The sequence below is a fragment of the Asticcacaulis sp. YBE204 genome (genome assembly GCF_000495855.1).
Lineage (GTDB): Bacteria > Pseudomonadota > Alphaproteobacteria > Caulobacterales > Caulobacteraceae > Asticcacaulis.
Genome location: NZ_AWGF01000013.1, coordinates 1 through 23,271, shown reverse-complemented (window position 1 = coordinate 23,271; position 23,271 = coordinate 1). Strand labels below are relative to the sequence as shown.

21 protein-coding genes are annotated in these 23,271 nt (G+C 60.1%); 8 read left to right on the top strand and 13 right to left on the bottom strand.

Translation table 11 applies throughout. The annotated features are described in order from the left end of the window. Positions 1-64 precede the first annotated feature (64 nt). From pdhA to lpdA, 4 genes are read left to right on the top strand one after another with little or no spacing between them, the layout of a single operon-like run. A complete protein-coding gene (gene pdhA, locus AEYBE204_RS34800) occupies positions 65-1,081 on the top strand; it encodes a pyruvate dehydrogenase (acetyl-transferring) E1 component subunit alpha (protein ID WP_023463250.1) in 1,017 nt (338 codons plus the stop codon). A 5-nt stretch (positions 1,082-1,086) separates the two neighbouring features. Continuing rightward, entirely contained in the window at positions 1,087-2,442 is a 1,356-nt protein-coding gene (locus tag AEYBE204_RS34795) for a pyruvate dehydrogenase complex E1 component subunit beta (protein ID WP_023463249.1), read from the top strand. Between the two features lie 10 nt (positions 2,443-2,452). Continuing rightward, positions 2,453-3,715 (top strand): pyruvate dehydrogenase complex dihydrolipoamide acetyltransferase, encoded by a 1,263-nt coding sequence (locus tag AEYBE204_RS34790; RefSeq protein WP_023463248.1) that lies wholly within the window; start codon positions 2,453-2,455, stop codon positions 3,713-3,715. A gap of 12 nt (positions 3,716-3,727) precedes the next feature. Beyond that, positions 3,728-5,128 carry a dihydrolipoyl dehydrogenase gene (gene lpdA / locus AEYBE204_RS34785; RefSeq protein ID WP_023463247.1) on the top strand — a complete coding sequence of 467 codons (1,401 nt, stop codon included), beginning with the start codon at positions 3,728-3,730 and terminating at the stop codon, positions 5,126-5,128. A gap of 316 nt (positions 5,129-5,444) precedes the next feature. Here lpdA and AEYBE204_RS34780 read toward each other — a convergent pair whose 3' ends face one another. From AEYBE204_RS34780 to AEYBE204_RS34760, 5 genes are all read right to left on the bottom strand, one after another. Continuing rightward, the gene (locus AEYBE204_RS34780) at positions 5,445-6,782 is read right to left on the bottom strand and encodes a PepSY domain-containing protein (RefSeq protein ID WP_023463246.1); all 1,338 of its coding nucleotides are present in this window, start codon (positions 6,780-6,782) and stop codon (positions 5,445-5,447) included. Further along, the gene (locus AEYBE204_RS34775) at positions 6,783-8,840 is read right to left on the bottom strand and encodes a TonB-dependent receptor domain-containing protein (protein ID WP_023463245.1); all 2,058 of its coding nucleotides are present in this window, start codon (positions 8,838-8,840) and stop codon (positions 6,783-6,785) included. Between the two features lie 68 nt (positions 8,841-8,908). After that, positions 8,909-9,334 (bottom strand): hypothetical protein, encoded by a 426-nt coding sequence (locus AEYBE204_RS34770; protein ID WP_052019493.1) that lies wholly within the window; start codon positions 9,332-9,334, stop codon positions 8,909-8,911. A 42-nt stretch (positions 9,335-9,376) separates the two neighbouring features. Beyond that, positions 9,377-10,936: an AMP-binding protein gene (locus AEYBE204_RS34765; RefSeq protein ID WP_023463243.1), complete on the bottom strand. Its 1,560-nt coding sequence runs from the start codon at positions 10,934-10,936 to the stop codon at positions 9,377-9,379. 123 nt (positions 10,937-11,059) lie between these two features. Further along, positions 11,060-11,974: an alpha/beta hydrolase gene (locus AEYBE204_RS34760; protein ID WP_023463242.1), complete on the bottom strand. Its 915-nt coding sequence runs from the start codon at positions 11,972-11,974 to the stop codon at positions 11,060-11,062. Positions 11,975-12,114: 140 nt separating this feature from the next. Here AEYBE204_RS34760 and lipA point away from each other — a divergent pair, with 140 nt between their 5' ends. From lipA to AEYBE204_RS34745, 3 genes are read left to right on the top strand one after another with little or no spacing between them, the layout of a single operon-like run. Next, positions 12,115-13,083, top strand: coding sequence for a lipoyl synthase (gene lipA, locus AEYBE204_RS34755; RefSeq protein ID WP_023463241.1), 969 nt, complete (start codon positions 12,115-12,117; stop codon positions 13,081-13,083). A gap of 3 nt (positions 13,084-13,086) precedes the next feature. Next, positions 13,087-13,539: a type II toxin-antitoxin system RatA family toxin gene (locus AEYBE204_RS34750; RefSeq protein ID WP_023463240.1), complete on the top strand. Its 453-nt coding sequence runs from the start codon at positions 13,087-13,089 to the stop codon at positions 13,537-13,539. Positions 13,540-13,562: 23 nt separating this feature from the next. Next, positions 13,563-14,369 carry a DUF3658 domain-containing protein gene (locus AEYBE204_RS34745; RefSeq protein ID WP_023463239.1) on the top strand — a complete coding sequence of 269 codons (807 nt, stop codon included), beginning with the start codon at positions 13,563-13,565 and terminating at the stop codon, positions 14,367-14,369. Here AEYBE204_RS34745 and AEYBE204_RS34740 read toward each other — a convergent pair. From AEYBE204_RS34740 to AEYBE204_RS34705, 8 genes are all read right to left on the bottom strand, one after another. Further along, entirely contained in the window at positions 14,366-14,872 is a 507-nt protein-coding gene (locus tag AEYBE204_RS34740; RefSeq protein ID WP_023463238.1) for a CinA family protein, read from the bottom strand. The genes AEYBE204_RS34745 and AEYBE204_RS34740 overlap by 4 nt on opposite strands. A 126-nt stretch (positions 14,873-14,998) precedes the next feature. Continuing rightward, the gene (locus tag AEYBE204_RS34735) at positions 14,999-15,610 is read right to left on the bottom strand and encodes a superoxide dismutase (RefSeq protein ID WP_023463237.1); all 612 of its coding nucleotides are present in this window, start codon (positions 15,608-15,610) and stop codon (positions 14,999-15,001) included. Positions 15,611-15,736: 126 nt separating this feature from the next. Further along, positions 15,737-16,462 (bottom strand): ATP-binding cassette domain-containing protein, encoded by a 726-nt coding sequence (locus tag AEYBE204_RS34730; protein ID WP_023463236.1) that lies wholly within the window; start codon positions 16,460-16,462, stop codon positions 15,737-15,739. Continuing rightward, positions 16,441-17,502, bottom strand: a complete 1,062-nt coding sequence (locus tag AEYBE204_RS34725) for a hypothetical protein (protein ID WP_155908449.1) — start codon at positions 17,500-17,502, stop codon at positions 16,441-16,443. The genes AEYBE204_RS34730 and AEYBE204_RS34725 overlap by 22 nt, the downstream gene beginning before the upstream one ends. Next, positions 17,503-18,090: a helix-turn-helix domain-containing protein gene (locus AEYBE204_RS34720; protein WP_023463234.1), complete on the bottom strand. Its 588-nt coding sequence runs from the start codon at positions 18,088-18,090 to the stop codon at positions 17,503-17,505. Positions 18,091-18,212: 122 nt separating this feature from the next. Continuing rightward, complete coding sequence (locus tag AEYBE204_RS34715; RefSeq protein WP_023463233.1) at positions 18,213-19,049, bottom strand: TolB family protein; 837 nt, start codon at positions 19,047-19,049, stop codon at positions 18,213-18,215. Further along, on the bottom strand, positions 19,046-19,801 hold the full coding sequence (mazG, locus tag AEYBE204_RS34710) for a nucleoside triphosphate pyrophosphohydrolase (protein WP_031231165.1): 756 nt from the start codon (positions 19,799-19,801) through the stop codon (positions 19,046-19,048). Before mazG ends, AEYBE204_RS34715 begins: the two co-directional genes overlap by 4 nt. A gap of 16 nt (positions 19,802-19,817) precedes the next feature. Beyond that, positions 19,818-21,176, bottom strand: a complete 1,359-nt coding sequence (locus tag AEYBE204_RS34705; RefSeq protein WP_023463231.1) for an MFS transporter — start codon at positions 21,174-21,176, stop codon at positions 19,818-19,820. A 306-nt stretch (positions 21,177-21,482) separates the two neighbouring features. Here AEYBE204_RS34705 and ybaL point away from each other — a divergent pair, with 306 nt between their 5' ends. Next, positions 21,483-23,189, top strand: coding sequence for a YbaL family putative K(+) efflux transporter (gene ybaL / locus AEYBE204_RS34700; RefSeq protein ID WP_023463229.1), 1,707 nt, complete (start codon positions 21,483-21,485; stop codon positions 23,187-23,189). Positions 23,190-23,271 lie beyond the last annotated feature (82 nt).

Below are 23,271 nucleotides of genomic sequence, written 5' to 3'. Positions count from 1 at the left end.
TGCCGTCTTCGGGCCCGCGCACCGCTGGTCTCAGGACGTGAATATTTAGCCTAGGGAGGTTTTTATGGCGCGTGCCGCCAAGGCCAACGACTCCGGAGCCCAGGGTTCCGCACTCCGCAACGTCTCCAAAGACGAACTCCTCAAATATTACCGTGAAATGGTTCTGATCCGCCGCTTCGAAGAGCGCGCCGGTCAGCTGTATGGCATGGGCCTGATCGGGGGCTTCTGCCACCTGTATATCGGTCAGGAAGCCGTCGCCGTCGGCATGGAAGCCGCTTCGATCGATGGCGATCAGGTCATCACCGGTTACCGCGACCACGGCCACATGCTGGCCGCGGGCATGGACCCCAAGGCCGTCATGGCCGAACTGACCGGCCGCGCCGGCGGTTCGTCCAAGGGCAAGGGCGGCTCGATGCACATGTTCGACATCGAAACCGGCTTCTTCGGCGGTCACGGTATCGTCGGTGCACAGGTCTCGCTCGGCACCGGTCTGGCCTTCGCCGACTTCTATAAGGGCAATGGCAACGTCTCCTTCACCTATTTCGGTGACGGCGCGGCCAACCAGGGTCAGGTCTACGAGAGCTTCAATATGGCCCAGCTGTGGAAGCTGCCGGTCGTGTACGTGATCGAAAACAACGAATACGCCATGGGCACGTCGCTCGCCCGCGCCTCGGCCACGACCAACCTGTCGCAGCGCGGCGCCTCGTTCGGCATCCCCGGCGAAACCGTCGACGGCATGGACGTGTTCGCCGTCAAGGCCGCTGCCGAAAAGGCCGCCGAATACGCCCGTTCAGGCAAGGGCCCCTACATCCTTGAAATGAAGACCTATCGCTACCGCGGCCACTCGATGTCCGACCCGGCGAAGTACCGTTCCAAGGAAGAGGTCGACGAGGTCAAGACGACCCGCGACCCGATCGACCACATCAAGACGATGCTGGAGCAGGCGGGCGTCGAAGAGGCCGAAATCAAGGCCATCGACAATGAGATCAAGGCGATCGTTCTGGAGGCCGTCGAGTTCGCTCAGACCAGCCCCGAACCCGATCCGTCCGAACTGTACACCGACGTTTATCTCGAGGCATAATCTCCATGACCGACATTCTTATGCCCGCGCTTTCTCCCACGATGGAGGAAGGCACCCTTTCCAAATGGCTGGTGAAAGCCGGTGACACCGTTTCGGCGGGCGACGTGATCGCCGAAATCGAAACCGACAAGGCGACGATGGAAGTCGAAGCCGTAGACGAAGGCGTCATCGAAGCCATCCTGATCGAAGCCGGTACCGAAGGCGTCAAGGTCAATACGCCGATCGCCCGCCTCGAAGGCGGCGAAAGCGCCCCGGCCCCGAAAACCGAAGTGGCTCCTGCCACCGCCGAAGCCGCGCCTGCCCCTGTGGCGGCTGCCGCGCCGAAGCCGGTTGCGGCTCCGGTGGACAGCCAACCCGACTGGCCCGAAGGCACTCCGACGGTCAAGATCACGGTCCGTGACGCGCTCCGTGACGCCATGGCCGAAGAAATGCGCCGCGACGACCGCGTCTTCCTGATGGGTGAAGAAGTGGCCCAGTATCAGGGCGCTTACAAGGTCTCGCGCGGCCTGCTCGAAGAGTTCGGCGACCGCCGCGTCATCGACACCCCGATCACCGAAATGGGCTTTGCCGGTATCGGTTCGGGCGCGGCCATGGCCGGTCTGAAGCCGATCATCGAGTTCATGACCTTCAACTTCGCCATGCAGGCCATCGACCACATCCTGAACTCGTCCGCCAAGACGCTCTACATGTCCGGCGGTCAGATCAAGTCGTCGATCGTCTTCCGCGGTCCGAACGGTGCCGCCGCCCGCGTGGGCGCGCAGCACTCTCAGGACTATTCGGCATGGTACGCCAACGTCCCGGGTCTGAAGGTTATCGCACCTTACGACGCCGCTGACGCCAAGGGCCTGATGAAGGCCGCGATCCGCGACCCGAACCCCATCGTGTTCCTTGAGCACGAAATGATGTACGGTCTGGAATTCGACATCCCCGAAGGCGGCGATGATTTCGTCCTGCCGATCGGCAAGGCGAAGATCCAGAAAGAGGGCAAGGACGTCACCATCGTCGCGCACTCGCGCATGGTCGGTTTCGCACTCAAGGCCGCTGAAAAGCTTGCCGAAGAAGGCATCGACGCCGAAGTCGTCAACCTGCGGACGCTCCGTCCGCTGGACACCGATACGGTCATCGCCTCGGTGAAGAAGACCAACCGTCTGGTCACCGTCGAAGAAGGCTGGGGCCCATGCGGTGTCGGTGCCGAAATCGCCGCCCGCGTCACCGCCGAAGCCTTCGACGATCTGGATGCACCGCCCGCGCGTGTCCACCAGGAAGACGTGCCGATGCCTTACGCCGCCAACCTCGAAGCCCTGACGGTCCCCAGCGTTGAGAAGATCATCGCCGCCGTCAAGCAAGTCTCGTACAAGTAAGGGAAGCGCCATGACCGATATTCTGATGCCGGCGCTCTCGCCTACGATGGAAGAGGGCATTCTGGCCAAGTGGCACGTCAAGGTCGGCGACACCGTCGCCGCCGGTGACGTGATCGCGGAAATCGAAACCGACAAGGCGACGATGGAAGTCGAAGCCGTCGACGAAGGCACGATCGAGGCCATCCTCGTCGAAGCCGGAACCGAAGGCGTGAAGGTCAATACGCCGATCGCCAAACTGTCGGGTGGCGATGCCGCCCCGGCCCCGAAAGCGACCCCCGCCGCCGAAGCACCGAAAGCCGCCGAGGCGCCCAAAGCCGCTGCGGCACCGGCTCCGGTTGCGGCGCCTGCCGTTTCGGGTTCGCGCGTCGCTGCGTCGCCGCTGGCCCGCCGTCTGGCCGAGATCAACAAGCTCGATCTCAAACTGCTCAAGGGCACCGGTCCGCATGGCCGTATCATCAAGCGCGACATCGAAGCCGCTCTGGCGTCGGGCACGGGCAAGGCCGGTTCGGCACCTGCCACTGCCTCGACCGCTGCCGCCGAACCGCGCAAGGTCCAGAGCCTTGAGCAAATGGGCATCGCGCCGGGTTCCTACGACCTCGTGCCGCTCAACAATATGCGCAAGGTCATTGCCCGTCGCCTGACCGAGTCGTTCCGTGACATCCCGCACTTCCCGCTGACCGTCGACATCGAACTCGACAACCTGCTGGCGGCGCGGACCAAGATCAACACGGCGCTGGAAGCTCAGGGCATCAAGGTCTCGGTCAACGACATCGTCATCAAGGCTGTGGCGCTGGCGCTCAAGCAGGTGCCGGAAGCCAATGCCTCCTTCACCCCCGAAGGCATCGCGCTGCATCACCATGCCGACATCGCCATGGCGGTCGCCATCGACGGCGGCCTGATCACCCCGATCGTCCGTAAGGCCGAAACCAAGTCTCTGGCGCAAATCGCCAAGGAGACCAAGGATCTGGCGGCGCGCGCCCGCGACATGAAGCTGAAACCCGAAGAATTCCAGGGCGGTACGTTCAGCGTGTCCAACCTCGGCATGTTCGGCATCAAGCAGTTCGCCTCGATCATCAACGAGCCGCAGGGCTGCATCCTGTCGGTTGGCGCCGGTGAACAGCGTCCGGTCGTCAAGAACGGCGCGCTGGCCGTCGCCACGGTCATGACCGTGACCCTGACCTGCGATCACCGCGTGGTCGATGGTTCGGTCGGTGCGAAATACATCACCGCGCTGAAGGGGCTTCTCGAAGACCCCATCAAGATGCTGGCTTAAGGAGCATATCACATGGCTTATGATCTCGTTGTGATCGGCTCCGGCCCCGGCGGTTACGAGGGCGCGATCCGCGCCTCTCAGAACGGCCTTAAGGTCGCCATCGTCGAGCGCGAACTGCTGGGCGGCATTTGCCTGAACTGGGGTTGTATCCCCACCAAGGCGCTGCTGAAATCGGCTGAAGTGTTCGATAAGATCAACCATCTGGGCGATTACGGCCTGACCGGCGAAAAGCCCGGCTTCGACTTTGAGAAGGTGGTCTCGCGTTCGCGCGCGGTGGCCAAGCAGCTCAATGGCGGCGTCGGCTACCTGATGAAGAAGAACAAGATCGACGTGATCGAGGGCTTCGCTACGCTGGAACCCGGCAAGGACGCCCCCAAGGTCGTCGTCAAGCTTAACAAGGGCGGCGAACAGGTCGTCGAGGCCAAGAACGTCATGCTGGCCGTCGGTGCCCGCGCCCGTGAGATCCCCGCCATCGGCGCGGTGTCTGACGGCGACCGTATCTGGACCTACCGCAACGCCCTGACGCCGAAGTCGATGCCGAAGTCGCTGGTCGTCATCGGTTCGGGCGCCATCGGGATCGAGTTCGCCTCGTTCTACCGGTCGCTCGGTGCCGAAGTCACGGTCGTCGAAGCGCTGGATCGCATCCTGCCGGTCGAGGACAAGGAAGTCTCCGCCGAGGCCCAGAAGGCCTTTGAAAAGCGCGGCTTCAAGTTCCGTATCGGCGCGAAGGTGACCAAGGTCGAGAAGTCCGGTTCCGGCGTCAAGGTTTCGGTCGAAATCGGCGGCAAGTCGGAAATCCTCGAAGCCGAAGGCTGCATCGTCGCCGTCGGCATCGTGGCCAATACCGAAAACCTCGGTCTGGAAAAGCTGGGCGTCGAGATGGACCGCGGTCACGTCAAAAACGACAGCCACGGCAAGACCAACGTCAAGGGCCTTTACGCCATCGGCGACTGTGCCGGGCCGCCCTGGCTGGCGCACAAGGCTTCGCACGAAGCCGTTCACGCCGCCGACTATATGGCCGGCAAGAAGCTGTCGAACCTCAATCCGCCGATTCCGGGCTGTACCTACGCCACCCCGGAAGTCGCCTCGGTCGGTATTACCGAGCAGGGCGCCAAGGAAAAGGGTCTCGATGTCAAGATCGGTCGCTTCCCGTTCAAGGCCAACGGCAAGGCGATCGCCGCCGGTGAACCGGGCGGTTTCGTCAAGGTGATCTTCGACAAGAAGACCGGCGCGCTTCTGGGTGCGCACCTGATCGGGGCGAACGTGACCGAAATGGTGCAGGGTTTCTGTCTGGCCATCACCATGGAAGCGACGGAAGAAGACCTGCAAGGGACGGTGTTCCCGCACCCGACCATGTCGGAAGCCATCCTTGAAGCGTCGCTCGACGCAGACGGTCGGATGATCAACCTGTAAGGATTAGCCACGGATAAGGCACGGATGCCGCCTTCGGCGGCGACACGGATATCCATGTTCATGGACGCGAAGCGGCCATATCCTTGAACATCCGTGGTTAAATCTTCAAATAAAAAGCCGCTGCGGAAACGCAGCGGCTTTTTATTTGGCTTGGGTTAAGTTGGTTATTTGGCTTGGGTTAAGTTGGAAAAAATGAAACACTTGCTGTTCACAATCGTTATTTTGCTTTCAGGTTGCAAGCCTGTCGATCCGCCGCGCTCGCCTGGCGATAGCATGGACTATGTGACCGGAGAGGCATCGGAAAGCGCCAACGACTCTATCTCAACCCCAGCCAGTCCCTGACCGGTACGATACGCCGCAAAACCAGAAACTCCAGCAATCCGACGCTGATAAGGCAGAGGCCCATCATCGGCAGAAAAAGACCGAGACCGACGATGAGTGCCTCCAGTCCGACCCCTAGCCGCTCATCCGGTAAACGCAGGGGCGTACCCAGCCGGTTTGGATCGGGGCGTCTTTGCCACCACATGACGACCGCCGATACGCAGAGCGTAATCAACCCCAGAGCGGTCAGCAGACCCAGTATCTGATTGAAAACACCGAACAACTGACCTTCGTGAGCCGCGATGCCGACCCCCACAACCTGATCGATCAGCGGCTTGTCGCCGAAGGTCGTGACGCGTTCTATGTCGCCCATAGGGTCAAAGGTCACGGTTACGGCTTGCGGGCGGTTAGGCGTCTGAGACACCCCCTGCCACGGTTTGCCCTTAGCGGGGGCGACCATCATGACCGACGGCGGCAGATCTGCCGCGCGCAGGGTCTCGACCATCGGATTGATAAAGGTCAGGTCGGTCAGGCCCTTGATCGACGATGCCGCCGGGTTTTCGTGTCCGACATGACCTTCGTGACCGGCCGCCTTGTCGGCGGCGCGGCTGGTGGACCAGTCCGCCGGTTGCGCGACGACCGCCTGCCGGAAGGTTTTGAAGCCCGCGCCCCAGACCGTGGTCCACGGCAAGCCGGTCAGCAGGAGGACCACCGCGAAGAACGACACATAGATGCCCGTCACACCGTGCAGGTCGCGCCAGAAGACCTTACGGCCCAGAGACAGCCGGGGCCACAACACCCCGGCCAGTCCCGTGCGTTCGCGCGGCCACCACAGGTAAAGCCCTGTGATGATCATGACCAGCGCCCAGCTTGCCGCCAGTTCGACCAGCAAGGTGCCGAACTGACCCATGACCAGTTCGCCGTGGATCGTCTTGATGATGTTCATGAACCGGTCTTCGTCCTTGACCGATTTCAGCACCATCAGGTTTTCCGGATGCACATAGACGCGCAGTTTCTCGCCATCTTCGCTGAGGATGACGCGCGCGGCGTCGGCGCGGTCCTGCCGCACCTCCACCGCCTGAAATGTGGCGTTGGGGAAGGCGGCCAGCGCGCCCTCCACCTGCGCCGACAAGGGCTGAACGCGGCCGGTTCGGGCTATGTGGTCGTAAGGACGGTCGATCATCGCCTCGATCTGCGGTTTGAACAGATAGATCGGACCGGTGATCGACAGGATGATGACGAACGGGATGCAGAACAGGCCCGCGTAAAAGTGCCACCGCCAGATCATGCGGTAGTCGATGATCCGGCGCTTCGTTTTGTCTTTATCGCGCATCTACTGGCCTGTCAGCTTCAGACCGATAAACAGCGCGCGGCCTTCGCCGGGCGTGAAGACGCTTTGCGCGCTGGCAGCGACCCTGGTGAAGTCGGTGACGGCATTGACGTTCGACACGTAGCGCGTGTCGCCGAGATTTCGCGCTTCGGCGAAGACTTCTAGACCGCTATTGATCTTTTTCGACGCCGCAAGATTCCACACGGTAAAGTCCGGTGCGCGTTGCGTATTGGCGTAATCGACCCACACGTCTTTGGGGGCCCATTCGACGGAGGGCGCGAACCGCCAGCCGGTCTTCGTCGAGAAGCTCAATTCGCCGCGATAATAATGCTCAGGCACGACCGGCAGGCGGGCATTACCGTAGGTCTTATCGTGGTCGAACTTGAAATCCGACCAGGTATAGGTCTGACGCAGGGCCACGGCCCAGTCGCCGACAGTGGCGACTTTCCAGTCGAGCGCCGCTTCAAGCCCCTGATGGATGGTGGATTGTGCATTAAACGTCGCTGCCGGGATATCCGCCGTGACGATGAAGTTGAGCATTTCACCGTCGATCTCGGCGCGGTACAGCGCCAGATCCCACGTCAGAGCGCCGGACCGACCACGTGTGCCGATCTCGGCGGTGACGGCTTCCTGTGGATTGACCGGCGTGAACTGCTGGAACTGCGCCTGAACCAAAGCGCCGTAGGTCGGGGCTTCGACCGACTTGGTCAGGTTGGCGAAGACCTGTTCACCACTGGCGTTTTGCCAGAGGATGCCGATGCGCGGCGCCCACCAGTCCATCTCGGTTTTAGCCGAGCGCGTCAGGGCCAGACGGTTAAGGTAGTCGCGGTCGGTCCAGCCGTAGCTGGTCCCGGCGACCAGCGCCAGTTCGTCGGTGACGAACAGACGGCCTTCGCCGAACACGTCCCAGGCCGAAGCGTTCTGTTGTGAATTGCCGGACATCGCGCCAGATGCACCGTTGATATTGGCAAACGTCAGGGCTTCGGCATTGCCGGTGCGATAATTGGCCCCGACAAAGGCATCGTATCTAAGCCCGCCGATGGTACCCTTGCCATCGAAACGCCCGAACGCGCCATAGTTCTGATAGTCGTAATCGAGATAGATCGAGATGGGGTGGATCAGTTCTTTCCACGCTGCGTAGACACCGCCCTCGAACGCCCAGTCGTCGTTCAGTCGCCAGTCGGTCTGCACCGTGGCGCGGGCCGACTTCATATTGCGTCCATATTTCAGCGTCGGATAGTTGCTCGCCGTCGTCACTTTTGGCGTGGTGAGTGCCTGCGTCAGCGTCAGACCACCGGCGATACGCTGATCGATATCGTTGGCCTGAAAAATCAGCCGCACCGAACGACCTTCGGCAAAGGTGCGCCCGATATTGAGCGTGACGCGTTTGGCATCCTGCTCGGAATTGGCGCGCCAGCCATCGGCGTGAGTCACCGTCGTCGACAGATAAAGATCGTAATCGCCGATAACATCGGCATAGGCCAGTTGCGCGCGGCGGGTGCCGAACGAACCGCCTTCGACACGCAAAAGCGTCCGATAACCGGCGTTCTGGCCCGAGGTCGTGACGTAATTGATCGCCCCGCCCAGTTGCGACCCGCCGAAGCGCAGCGCATTGCCGCCCTTATAGACCTCGATATAGCGCGCCGAGAGCGGATCGATTTCCTGAAAATCGCCGGAGCCGTCGGCCTGATTGACCGGCACACCATCGACCGACAGCCATGTGCCGCGGTTGTGCGAAGCATTGCCGATGCCGGAACCGCGGATAGACAGGCGTGTGTCCTCGCCGAATTTCTTCTGGGCGAACACGCCGGACACGTTTTTCAGCGTGTCGTAAAGGCCTAAAGCGTAGCTGTTCGAATAGGTCTCGCTCGCTACCACCGACACCGCGCCGGGGGTACGCGACAGCTTGGTGCGGGTCGATTTGACGACGTTGGGGTCTTCGGGGTTGGCTTGTCCGGTGACGATAACGGTGGGGATATCGTCAACGGCATCAGCAGCAAAGGCGGGCGTGAAGGCAGCCACGGAGACGCTGCATAGCAGCGCCATAATACGGGTTTTCATGAACTATAACCTGTCTGGAATCGATATTCAGGCAGGTGGATACAATCCGATCCTGCCGATGAAAAATTTCAGACGCGGTGAGGGGGGCCGCAGGAATGCGGGCGCGGGGGGGCGCGGGCCTTGGGGCGCTCGGCATTGGTCGGCACGACCGGCGACACAGAAGCCGTCGCATAAACGACCAATGTGACGGCAAATTCAGGCTCGGTCAGTCCGGTCAGCGACGCCAGAACGCAGTCAGCGCATTTCAGACCCTGAACGGATGTGTCTTTGAAGGCCTTACTGGCGCTATCTTTCGCGACGGCCTGACTGAGTTGCGTGTCAACGGCCGGGCTTTGCGTATTACAGAGGACGAAACCGCCGCCATCGGGCGCTGCCGCCAGCAGATGCGGCGGAAACAGGACCTGCGCGCATAGTGCCACGACCACGGCCAGCATCGTCCAGAAGCGAAATTCGCTCCGGGCAGAGGATCGAGGAAGGCGAAGGGCAGGGGCCATGATCCGCCTTTGACCGGTCAGCGACCCGATGTCAATACGTCATCATGCCGCATTGGCCACGACCTCGGCGAGCTTTTGCAGGGTAATATAGTCGGTCTTGCCCGATCCCAGCACCGGGACGGTCTCGACCTTGACCAGCTTTTTCGGGATAGCCAGCGCCGGGGTGCCGTTGTCCTTGGCCCAGTCGGCGAGTTGCGACAGGTCGGCGGTGTCGTGATCGGTGATCAGGACCAACCGTTCACCCTTCTTGTCGTCGGCGACCGCGACCACAGCGTGACGGTTGTCGGGCCATACCTCTTCGGCGATGCGTTCGACGGCGGTCAGAGAGACCATTTCACCCGCGATCTTGGCGAAGCGCTTGGCACGGCCTAAAATCTTGATGAAACCATCCTTGTCAAGGCTGACGATATCGCCGGTGTCGTGCCAGCCGTCCTTAGGGGCCTCGATGATGTCGGGCGTCTCCAGATTGATATAGCCGCCCATAATATTCGGGCCCTTGACGTGCAGACGCCCGCCTTCGTTGATCCCTTCGACCATCTCAAGGCGCAACTGCATCCCCGGCAGGGCGTGGCCCACTGTACCGTGACGGTTGTCGTGCGGATAGTTGACCGCCAGTACCGGTGAGGTCTCGGTGACGCCGTAACCTTCCAATACGGTCAGGCCGTTGAACTGCTCCCTGAACAGCTTGTGCGTTTCCTCGCGCACCTTCTCGGCGCCGCAGACGACGAATTCCAGCGTCGCGAAATCGTCGGGTTGTGAGGCGCGGGCGTACTGATTAAGGAAGGTGTCGGTCGAAAACAGCAGCGACGCCTTGGTTTCTTTCAGCAAACCCGGAATCTGCTTGACGTGCAGGGGCGAGGGGTACTGGAAGCTTTTCAGCCCCTGCAACAGCGGCAGAATCACGCCTCCCGTCAGACCGAGCGAATGGAAGATCGGCATTGGGTTGAAGGCGACCCATTCCGGTTTTAGCTCGATATGGGCGGCGATCTGAGCACAGTTGAGCACCAGATTAGCCTGGGTCAGGACCACACCGCGCGGCGTGCCGAAGCTTCCGGAGGTAAACAGAATGACGCCGATGTCCGACGGCTTCGCCTTATGGGCAAAGACTCGAGGTAGTTTCGACGCCGCCAGCCCGTAAAGCTTATCCGGTAACGACAGGGTTTTACGCAGGTCTTCGAGGTAGAGCACCCGCACATAGGCGGTCAGCGAGGCAACGATGTCTTCAAGCTTGGCCTGCGTCACAAAGCGGCGCGAGGTGATCACCGTCTTGACCTTGCCCGTCAGGCAGGCGGTCTTGATATTGGCGGGGCCAGCGGTGAAATTGATCATCACTGGCGTGCGACCACGCGCGTGCAGGCCGAAGAACGACAGGGCCCCGCCCATCGAGGTCGGCAACATCAGGCCGATGCGCGTCTCCTTATGCAGCACCTTGTCGAACAGGCGCGCAATGATAAAGGTGCGCAGGATGAACTCGTTATAGCTGACCGGCTGACGCTCCTGATCCTCGATGATGATCTTGTCCTTGCCGTATTTTTCGGCGGCATCAAGCAGCGCGTCGAACAGGGACTTGGTCTCGGTCTCTACGTCAAAAGGGCGCACCATGCGCGAAAACTCCCGTTTGGACACTTAGGTGTGTCACGTGTTGTTTCACATTATGTAGGGATGAATCACAAGTCAAATGAACATTGTTCAAAAGTCGGTGAGATTGTGCATAACTTCGTCATTTCAATTCAGAAATGCCTTGAAGACAGGCGTCAAGGCGGCTTCATCGGCAACTATTTCGCTCTTACAGGGACCGCGACCGCTGCACAGCGCCTGATCGCCGGACAGGCTGGCGATCAGCAGGGGCGGGCGTTTGAGCGTCGGATTGAGTTTATCGAGGCTTACCGAGGTAAGGGCCTTACGCGCCTTGCTCATCTGCTCGACCCAGGCCGAGCTTTTTTGCGTCAGGCGCAGGTCGGGATTGGCGATTCGCCAGCGGTGGGCGACCTTGCCCCACAGATCGGCGGGTGTATCTTCGCGATGCCATTCACCCGCATTGTCGTCGCCGTTCCACGGCGCATAGAGCATCAGGCTGGTGATCGGCCATTTTTGCGCTTGCAATTCCAGCGCCGTCAGCGCGCCCGAGCCGTGCCCGAATATGTACAACGGCTTGGCGACCGACGGCTTGATCACCGTCTCGACAAAGGCCTTGGCGGTCTTGATCGAATGGGTGAAGTCCGGTGTGTGAACTCTCAAGTCCTGCAAGAGATAATGACCCGACCCACCCTGACCGGGCGCTTCGAATATCCAGACGCTGACGCCCGATTTGAGCGCCGTCTGGGCCAGATCGAAATAGATCTCGCCGGGATAGCTAGCGTCGGCCAGAATCAACAGATGGGCGCGCGGATTGACCGGCGGCGCCGCGACGCCGTAGCGCGCCTGTGGCAGGTTATCGAACTTGAAACCGCTCCACACAAAGCCTGCGGGCGGATAATATTCCGGCGACAGGCCGGGCGGTATCTGGCTATCGAGGAACGCCGCGCCCGGCTGATCCGGCCCATCACCGCCCAGCCGCGAACACCCACCGGCCAATGCCACCAGACCAAAGGTCAGCATACGGCGCGAAAGCAGGACAGGAGACGGAGCAGGGGCGGTCATTCGTCAACCATAGGCCGGATTCCGCGTCCATGTCATCGTCCTGTTACGCTAAGTGACGGGCAATAAGGCATTTTGGCTTGATATCGATACCCAAAAAGCCCAATTAGGGTTTTCATACTTGTATTCTGTGATTGGTTTCGATGGTCACCCTGATTAACCGGCTCGACGCCACAGCGCGCGAACTTCGCCACCCCGAAAAGCAAAACCGTCCCGAAACGCCGGTGCTGAAAAAGCCCGACTGGCTGCGGGTCAAGGCACCGGGCTCGGCGGGTTACGCCGAAACACAGAAAATCGTGCGCGACGCCAAGCTGGTGACTGTGTGTGAAGAAGCGGCTTGCCCCAATATCGGCGAGTGCTGGACCAAGAACCACGCCACCCTGATGATCATGGGCGACACCTGCACGCGGGCCTGCGCCTTCTGCAACGTCAAGACCGGGATGCCGCAGCCGCTCGATATGGATGAGCCGAACCGCGTCGGCATGACGGTCGCCAGAATGGGCCTGTCGCACGTCGTTATCACGTCTGTGGACCGCGACGATCTGGCCGACGGCGGGGCCGAACACTTCGCCGAGGTCATCCGTCAGATCCGCGCCCAGTCGCCGAAAACGACCATCGAAATCCTGACGCCGGACTTCCTGCGCAAGGACGGCGCGGCGGAGATCGTCATCGACGCCAAGCCGGACGTGTTCAACCACAATCTGGAAACCGTGCCGCGCAACTATCTGAAGATCCGCCCCGGCGCGCGTTATTACCACTCCCTGCGTCTGCTGGAGCGCGTCAAGGAGCGCGACCCGTCGCAGTTCACGAAATCCGGCATCATGGTCGGCCTCGGCGAAGCCAAGGAAGAGGTCATGCAGGTCATGGACGACATGCGCTCGGCCGGTGTCGACTTCATCACCATCGGTCAGTACCTGCAACCGACGCGCAAACACGCCGCCATCGACCGCTTCGTGACGCCGGACGAGTTCAAGGCCTACGAATCCATCGCCCGCGCCAAGGGTTTCCTGATGGTGTCGTCCTCGCCGCTGACGCGCTCGTCGCACCACGCCGGTGAGGATTTTGAGCGCCTGCGCAACGCCCGCGAGGCGCTGATCGCCGGCAAGCGGTAAGCAATGGCGACGTTTCACCTTGAGCGCGTCCTGCCCTATGCGGCGGCGGACCTGTGGGACATGGTCAGCGATGTGCAGAAATATCCGGAATTCATTCCGTGGATTACGGCCTTGCGCGCCTATAATATGACGGCCCCGGCGGATGGCGTGAAGGTCTTCGACGCCGACGTCTCGGTCGGTTACAAGATGTTTTCCGAGCGTTTCTCGACCCGCGTCACAAGCCGGGCCGACGATCTGAGCCTGCATATGGGCCTGCTTCGCGGGCCGTTAAAGCGTCTGAACGGTCAGTGGAAATTCAGCGATGTCGCGGGCGGGACGCGCGTGGACTTCAATATGGATATGGATTTCAGGAATCCACTGCTCAATGCGGTGCTGAAAGCCAACCTGAATATCGCGGTGTCCAAGCTGATGAGTGTTTTCGAAGCCCGTGCGAAGCAGTTGTACGGGAAAGCTTAGTCAGTTCGCTGTCCGGGGGGAGCATGAACGATCATCCACTGCACATCGTTTTCTCATTATCCGCAAGCGCTTCCTTACGAGAAGCGCTAAAGCAGATCGAGTGGCCAGATGAGGTCATCGGTCTGTCCGATGATTGGTGTTTAGGGCAGATTGCAGAGATCGATACAGTATCACGCCTGAGGTTTGTCGAAGAAAGTCTTGGATACGAGCTTCATGAAGATCAAGACCAGATTGAAACTTTCTGGCATAGGTCGCTCATCAGTTCACGACCACGTATAGTCTGGTTTTCCGAGTGGTCGACCAAGGAATATTGTGGGTTTCTGGAATGGCTTCGCCGCAATGAAGGCGCACCGTTTCAACTGGTGGATTTGACCGATACCTTGCTTCCCGCGCTCGCCGACGCACGTCAAAAACTACCAGTACAGTGTGTATCGACCTTGACGACGGAGAATTTTATTCGTCACCAACTCTGGTCGTTGGCCGTTTCACCTGATGAGGCAAAGCTAAGGCGCTGGACAAACCTATGGCAGCGTCTGCGGCAAGAAAATGCGCCGCTACGCGTTATGACGCCGGACGGTTTAATGTCCGCATCAATGGATTATTTCGATAATCAGTTGTTGAAATTCGTTGGATCTCGTTGGCGAAGAGCCGTCCTTATCGTGGGTCACATGCTAGGCGCAATGATGTTCGATAGTTTCCGCAAAGGTGGTGTCTATCAATGCGGTGATCTGATATTTTTCACACGTCTGAGAGTGCTAGTTGAAACCGGCGTGCTCGAAAGCAAAGGCGATATGAGCTCGTTCGAGTTTGAGGTACGCCGAGCCAATTAGCTTTCCTCGGCCCGCAGATGCTCCAGTGCCCAGTGGAGCGCGTACATCACCGACTGTTCGCGGATGAAGTCGCGGCCCATGTCTTCGAAATGGTGCAGGTTGGCCAGCGACTTGACCTCGCCGTCCGGGCTTTTGAAAGCCAGACCGAAACAGACCGTGCCGACCGGCTTGTCTTCGGTGCCGCCCGTGGGCCCGGCAATGCCGGTGACGCTCAGGGCCAGATCGGCGCTCGCGGATTTCAGCGCCCCTTCGGCCATGCCGTGCGCGGTTTTCAGGCTTACTGCGCCGTGTTCAGCCAGAACGCTTTCCGGCACGCCCAGGAGCCGCGACTTGGCCTCGTTGGAGTAGGTGATATAGCCTTCGTGGAAGACGTCCGATGCGCCCGACACCCGCGTAATCGCCCCCGCGATCAGCCCGCCGGTGCAGCTTTCGGCTGTGGTCAGGGTCCGGCCCTGCGACCGCGCCAAAGCGATGATATCGGTGACGAGATCCTGAGCGTCCATGACGTTCCCTTCATGCGTGACGGCATTTAAACTCACGCGTGTATCAATAATCAATAGCTCCGGCGCGGTTAACGCGCACAAAAAAGGCGGCCTACGAAGGCCGCCCTTTCCATAATGTCGTGACGCTTACACGCCCGGATGCAACGGGGCTTCCAGATTGGTGTTGGCGAAGTCCCAGTTCACCAGCGAGGTGAGGTAGGTTTCGATAAACTTCGGACGCAGGTTCTGATAGTCGAGATAGTAGGCGTGCTCCCAGACGTCGATGGTTAGCAGCGGCTTGTCGCCCTTGGTGAACGGCGTCTCGGCATTGCCGGTCTTGACGACCTTCAGCTTGCCGTCCTGACCCAGAACCAGCCAGGCCCAGCCCGAACCGAACTGCGTCGCACCGGCGGTCTTGAAGGCTTCGGCAAAGGCGTCGAACGAACCGAAATCGGCAGTGATCTTGTCCGCGATGGCACCGGTCGGGGCACCGCCGCCGTTCGGCGTCATCGAGTGCCAGAAGAAGGTGTGGTTCCACACCTGGGCCGAGTTGTTGAACACACCGGGATTGCTGCCTTCCGACGCCTTGACGATCTCGACAAGGGTCTTGCCTTCGAACTCGGTCCCGGCGATCAGCTTGTTCAGGTTGTCCACATAGGCCTTGTGGTGCTTGGCGTGGTGGTAGCTGAAGGTGTTGGCCGACATGTGCGGCTCAAGCGCGTCGGTGGCATAGGGCAGGGCGGGGAGTTCGAACGTCATGGCGGCCTCGGGGCTGAAATGGATTTAAAATAAGTAACTGCTGACTGATATATGGGGGCTAAAATTGCTTTTCAAGATTAAAACTTGTGAGAATAATTCGCAAAATTAGCCTTATAAATTCAGGGGTTAAGGGGCGCGGAAGCGCTCATATATTTCACGCTCGAAGCCTGATACGTCGCCCCGACTTCGGGCAAAGTCGTCCGCCGTAAAAAGACGGCGCACTTCGCCCGCCGCCAGCAGCAATCCGGCATCGCAGCGGGTCACGAAACTGCTGACGTCGTGCAGGGCGGTAAGGATTAGAGCACCCTCGCGCGCCTGCTGCGTCAGGTATGATTTGAGCGCGTAGATGGCCAGAGGATCGAGCCAGTTGAAAGGCTCGTCGAGGATAATGCGCCGGGGCGCGCCGACAAAGGCGCACATCAGGGCGATCTTCTGTTTTTGTCCGGCGGACATGGTGCCGATCACCGTACCGCGCAAGGCCGGATAGTCGAGCGCTTCCAGCAGCGCGGGGTCGTCGGGAATATGCGCGTCCCGGGCTTCCGCCACAAGGCCTAGCAGGACTCCGGCGGTCAGTTCCGGCGGCAGGCTGTCGGGCGGCGGCGCGAATCCCCAGAGGCGCGCGCGTCGTTCAGGTCGGGACGTGACATCCTCGTCGTCAATCGAGATGCGTCCGTCTGCGGCGGGCAGGCGTCCGGCCAGCGCGTTGAGAAACGTCGTCTTGCCGGAGCCGTTGACGCCCAGAATGCCGAACCACTGACCGTAGGCCATATCCAGAGACACCGATCGCACGATGCGTCGGCCGGAGATATCGACGCACAGGTTTGCGCAGGTCAGGGCCGGGTCGGATGCCATCTGTGTCTCCTTACGCGTCGTATAAGCATGGTCAGGCGCAGCGCAAGCCAAAGCATCGCCGCCGGAAACGCCATGAGCGCCAGCAGCAGGGCGACCGCCAGATCGAGGCGCATGACCCAACTGGCCGGATTAGGTTCGTGGCCGAACTGCGTGAGGTAAAACCATACACACATCAGACCGGTAATGAGGCTTACGGCGCAAACGATCATCGCGCCTTGGGTCAAAGGCAGGCCGCTGATCAGCAGAGTCGCAATAGCGAGCGCCAGCCATATCCCGAACGGCACCAGCGACACTTGCCGCATAATGCCGGTCAGCGAGGCCGGTTGAAACCGCATGAAGCGGGTCAGTTCCACCGAAACCGGACACAGGATGAGGGCTTGCCCAATCACACCTATGCCGAAAATCGCCAGCCCCGTCGCGGGTTCCGGATTATTGGCCAGTGCCAGTCGCGTCGCTATCGGAGTCAGGACAACCGCCAGTCCCAGCGGAATCAGCAAGCGGTGATGTCTCAAACGGTCCAGCAAAGGGGAAAGCCGGTTGAACCGGCGTGAGGCAGGGGCGCTAACCTCAGGCAGCGCAAACCCCGGCATCATGGCCCCGGCAATCCCGGCGACGAACGATACCACCGCGCCCACTACCCAAAGGAACAGATCGCGCGGCATCAGAACGGCCTGTATCACGCCGAGCGCCAGAACCAGAGGCGCACACAGCAGACATGTGCGCAGCGCGAACCAGGTCAATCGGGGGCTCGGACGACTGATCAGTTCGAAAAACGGACCGTCCGAAAGAGTTTTGGCATAGACCGAACGCAGCGAGGGATATGTGGCCCGCGCGGCAAGGCCGATGAGAAGCGCGCTCCATATCCAGACGGGACGCCCTTCGGTGGCTTGTATGAGCAGCGCCTGATAGAGCGCGTATAGCACCGTGATTGCAAGACCGGCGATCAGCGCCACATCTGTCGGGCGGCGGCGTAGTGACCGCCAACGACTGAATTGCCGTTCCCGTTCAAGTCGTAGCAGCGTTTTCAGCCCAGGCGTCACTCAAAATCCGTCGAACAGGCTAAGGGTCTCGTCCTTCGGCTCGATCTTTACTGGCACGACCGGGGCCTTGGGCGCGACGGACGTATTGATGTCCTTGACGACGCGGGTGGCGAAGGCCGTCTTGTTCTTTTGCAGCGAGGCGAGGAAGTCCTTCGGCGTGTCGGTGATGTGGTACTTGTTCGACCACAACATCATCTCGACGAGCAGAGGCGCGAGGTCGGCACCTTTTTCAGTCAGTTTATAGATGAACTTGCGCGCGTCTTCGGGGTCGGTCGTTTTCGAGATCAGCCCTGCCGCCTCGAGTTTCACCAGACGGTCGGCGAGAATATTAGTCGCGATCTTTTCTTCGGCCCCCAGAAACGCCTTATAGGTCGAGCGTCCCTTGAACATCAGGTCGCGGATAATCAGCAGTGACCACGAGTCCCCGACCACCTCCAGCATCAGATTGATCGGGCATTTCGAGCGCGGCCCGCGGGCGGTGGCGTCCTTCACGGGCGCAGGTTTCGCCGTTGCCTTGGCGACGGGTTTGCGCGCGGATTTGGTGGCGACTTTGGGCGCGGATTTGCCGGCAGGTGAGGTCTTCGCCATATCAGATCAGCCTTTTGCTTTCGATATACAACTCATGGCGAAGTCGATAGCATATCACAAGTAAATTATACGTTCATTGCGTTTTGAAATCGAAAATAATTCGAATTGCGATTCAAAAGTAATTATGATGATTCCGGAAAATATCTCACAAAAGCAAAACTTTTTCCGCCCGGCAACCAGTTCGGTACGTTCATCGTGCCCTGCCCGCCGAACAGTTCCAGCAGCGTTTCAGACGCACCACCCACGGCGGGCATAAGCTTCAGCCAGATGGTTTTGTCGCGCGGATGATCACGTCCGACGGATGTATCATAGGACAGAAACAGCACGTGCCGCCCATCCGGCGACGGATGCGGAAACCAGTCGCAATGGTCGCTATCGCTCATGCGTTGCCGGTCGCTGCCGTGCGTCCGGGCGCGCCACAATTGCATGTGACCCGACCGATCCGAGTTGAACCACACCCACTGACCGTCTGCCGAGAAGTCCGGCCCGTCGTTCAGCCCTCCGCCTTCGATCACGACCTGTTCGTTGCGACCATCAGGTGTATTGGTCAGGATGGCGAAAACGTCGCGTTGGCGGAACGCGGTATAGGTGATGCGCGCGCCGTCGCCTGACCAGCCGTGATAATAGGACCCGAAATTGTCGGTGATGCGGACCGGCGTCCCGCCTTCGACCGGCACGGTATAGATAGCCGCGCGCCCGTCGCTCTTGTCGGTGATGATAAGGGTACGCCCATCCGGCGACAGGCCGTGGTCGTTATTGCAGCGTATGGCAAAACCCGTATCGATCCGCTCGGGCTTACCGCCGATGGGCAACCGGTAGATCAGGCCGTCCGAATTGAAAATCAGTGTCCGGCCATCCGGCGTGAAATGCGGCGATTCCACAAGTTGCTCGGTCTGCCAGACCACGCGCGACGACCGCGTCTCAAGATCATAGATCTCGATCGAACTGCGCAGCGTCATCGGTCGCGCTCGGCAACCTTGGCCTTGTTCCATAAGGCATCCATTTCGGCGAGGTCGGATTGCTCCGGGGTCTTGCCGATTTTGGCCAGTTCAGCCTCGATGGTCTCGAACCGACGCACGAACTTGGCATTGGTGCCGCGCAGGGCGTCTTCGGGTTCCGCGTCGATCTTGCGGGCCAGATTGGCGACGACGAAAAGAATGTCGCCCAGTTCGGCGCGTGCCTTGTCCGCATCACCCGCCACCAGTTCGACCTTCAGTTCCGCGACCTCTTCCTCCAGCTTGGCGAAGACCTCATCCGTCGACGGCCAGTCGAAGCCAACGCGGGCGGCGCGTTTGGTCAGCTTGGCGGCGCGGGTGAGGGCAGGCAGGCCCACCGGCACGTCGTCAAGAATACCATGCTTGGCCTTCGCCTTGCGCTCCTCGGCCTTGACGACTTCCCAGGCGGCGTTCTGCTCGTCCGCCGTGCGATCGCCGACATCGCCGAAGACGTGCGGATGACGGCGGATCAGCTTGTCGGTCATGGTCTGCGCCACGTCATGAAAGTCAAACAGGCCCTGCTCCTTGGCCAGATGACTGTGGAAAACCACCTGGAACAACAGATCGCCCAGTTCCTCTTTCAGGTCGCGCATATCCTTGCGCGCTATGGCGTCGGCGACTTCGTAGGATTCCTCGATCGTATAGGGGGCGATGGTGTCGAAGGTCTGGGCCAGATCCCACGGGCAACCGCCGTCCTTCGCCCGCAGGCGGTTCATGACCTCGATCAGGCCGTCAATGGCCGGGAGAGATTCCTGCGTCACGCGATAAACCCTTTGCTTTCAACGCCGCCTGAATATGCGCGTAGCGATCCGGCGTCAGGTCATAGGACTTCATCGCCCATGCCCCAAGCAAGAGGAAAACGACCGGCAGGCCGACAAAAAAGATTTCGACCCACAGCAAGGCCTGATCTGAATTATGCGCGGCCTTGTTATCGAAGCCCAGTGCCGCCAGCGCCGACAAGGTCAAAACCGAGAAGGCGTAGCCGAGCTTGGTGGTCGCCGACAGGATCGACATCAGGGTGCCCTTCTGATCATGGCCGGTCTCCAGCAGTACTTCATCGCCGATATCGGCCATCAACGAGCGCGTTAGCAGCAGGTAGGCAGCGTAAGGAATGCCGGCGAGGAACACCGCCACGGCCATGATCGGGAAATTGCCCGCCGGCACGAAGGCCAGCAGTCCATACAGCGCGGCGAAGATCACGCTCGAAACGACCAGCGTCTTATGCTTGGAATAGCGCTTAGATGCCCAGCTCCACAGCGGCGCGCCGACCAGACCGGCGACGAAATATAGCGCCATGGCAATCGTACATTCGAACCGCGTCAGGCCCTTGGTTTGCATGAAGTAGAAAAAGAACAACACCCCCATGATCCCCGGCGCCAGCCCCATCAGCAGGTCAGCCAGCAGGACCCGGATGACGTTCGGACGACGGATCATGTCGAAATAGGCCCCCAGTCGAACGTCGTGCGTCGGGGCGTCGGACATCTTTTCCGGCACGACCCACAGCGCGATCCCGATCATAACGGGAAGGGTGATCATGATGAACAGACCCATCCACTGCACGCCGGTCTGATAGGACTGACCGATGGACTGCGCGATGACGGGGATACTGACCACGCACAGCAAGCCCATGATATTGCCGATCTGCCAGAAGGCGAACACCTTGGTCCGCTCATCGTAATCGGTAGACAGGACGCTGCCCCAGCTCGATTGACTTAGCGCCGCCATCGAGAAGCCGATATAGACCACCAGAAGCCAGAATCCCATATAAAGCGGCGAAGCCCCCGGCGGGACGAGGAACATGAAACCGGTCGACACGAAGAGCACCGGCAGACACAGGGCGATCCACAGCTTGAAACGACCGAACCGGGTCCGCGTACGGTCCATCGCCCAGCCGATCAGGGGATCAACCGCGATATCGATAAGCTTGACGCCCATGAACACATAGCCCACGACCGCGATACTTATGCCGATATAGGTGATGTAATATTCGGACAGGGTCACCGCCAGCGGCAGACCCAGAGCCGCAAAGGGCAGGCAGGGGCCGCAGAAGGCCAGAAGTTGCGGCAGGGTGACCTGTTTGGCGGACGACATATATAGCCCCGTGGTTGTAGCCTTTTAGAGTAAGGCCTGATTTGGCTGTTATACCAAACGATTTGAATTTGAACAACGTTCAAAATATAGCTAACGCATTATCAAGTTTAGGAATGAGGCCCGTACAAAGGTTTGCAGGGCGCTTGTCTTTGCTTTTCTTCGCTAATTTCGCCCGTAAGGGTTGACGTATGCCGCCACAGCCCCGACATTAAAACCAATCCGCAATTCAGTCATTAACTCGGCGACGGTGCTTATGTACCGCCGGATTGCGGGCCTTTTCTGTTCCTCAAACTCTAAAGGCATCCGATGGATCACCATAATATATCGCTCATTACGACTCTGGCCACCGGTTTCGGTCTGGCCCTCACATTCGGCTTTGCCGCTGAAAAGATTAAACTTCCCGCTCTGGTCGGCTATCTGTTTGCCGGCATTCTGATCGGGCCTGCGACGCCCGGTTTCGTCGCCGATATCCATATCGCGTCTCAATTGTCCGAAATCGGCGTCATGTTGCTCATGTTCGGCGTCGGCCTGCATTTTTCGATCGCCGACCTGATGTCGGTGCGTCGTATCGCCTTGCCAGGCGCCGTCGTGCAGATGTCGCTGGCGACCTTGCTGGGTATGGCTTTGGCGCACTGGGGCTGGGGCTGGGGGATCGGCGCGGCGCTGGTCTTCGGCCTGTCGCTGTCGTGCGCCTCGACCGTCGTCCTGCTCAAGGCACTGGAAGCGCGCAATGCGGTCGACAGCATGAATGGGCGCATCGCCATCGGCTGGCTGGTCGTCGAAGACCTCGTGACGGTTCTGGTGCTGGTTCTGCTGCCGCCTCTGGCGCACCTGCTCGAAGGTGGTGCAAATGGCGCGGCCCCGGCGGGCAATATCTGGGTTACCATCGGTCAGACCCTGCTGAGCGTCGGCGCTTTCATCGCCCTCATGCTGCTGGCGGGTAAACGCGTTTTACCGTGGATTTTGTTGCAAGTAGCCCGCACGGGGTCGCGCGAACTGTTTACTCTGTCGGTCATCGCCGCCGCCATCTCCATCGCCTGGGGCGCATCGGAGCTGTTCAGCGTGTCGTTCGCCTTGGGCGCGTTCTTCGCGGGTATGGTCATGCGCGAGTCGAAGTTCAGTCACCGCGCGGCCGAAGAATCGCTGCCGTTGCGCGACGCGTTCTCGGTACTGTTCTTCGTCTCGGTCGGCATGTTGTTCGACCCGATGGTTCTGGTGCAAAAGCCACTCGAAGTGCTGGCCGTGGTCGGCATCATCGTGGCGGGGAAGGGGATCGCCGCCGCGGCTCTGGTCCTTGTCTTCCGTTACCCGATGAATACGGCTCTGACGGTCGCCGCCAGTCTGGCGCAAATTGGTGAATTTTCTTTCATTCTCGGTGGCTTAGGCGTCTCTCTTGGACTCCTCCCGCAGGAAGGCATGAGCCTGATTTTGGCTGGCGCGCTGGTCTCGATCGCCATCAATCCGTTCATTTTCACGGCCATTAAGCCGCTCACGGCCTGGGTGCTCAAAAACTCTGAAAGCGCCCGCCGCCACGAATGCCGGGACGATGTACTGGCCCAACTTCCGCAAACGACCGAAGCGCGTTATCTGAGCGGTCAGGTCGTGCTGGTGGGTTTTGGCCGTGTCGGTAAGCGCATTGCGGAGGCGCTCGATGAGCGTGGATTACCATATGTCGTCGTCGAGCAAAACCGCGAGCGCGTCGAAGACTTGCGCCAATCCGGCAAGGCGGCGGTCTATGGCAACGCCATCGAGCCTGAGGTTCTGGTTCAGGCGCACATCATCAATGCGGCCATGCTGCTGGTGGCGACGCCGGACCTTATCGGCATCAGCCAGATGGTCGATGTCGCCAGACGACTTAATCCATCGATAGAAGTCGTGCTGCGAACCCATAGCGAAGACGAGATGAACTTCCTGCGTCAGGAAAAGATGGGTACGGTGTTTTTCGGTGAAGAAGAACTGGCGCGCAGCATCATGGACCACGTACTGAACCGGTTCGAGCCGAAAGCCGCATAACGTAAAACGGGACTGGAAGGATAGCTCCAGTCCCGTTTTGATGTTAAATATTTCCCATAATCTATATTATGCGCAAATAGTG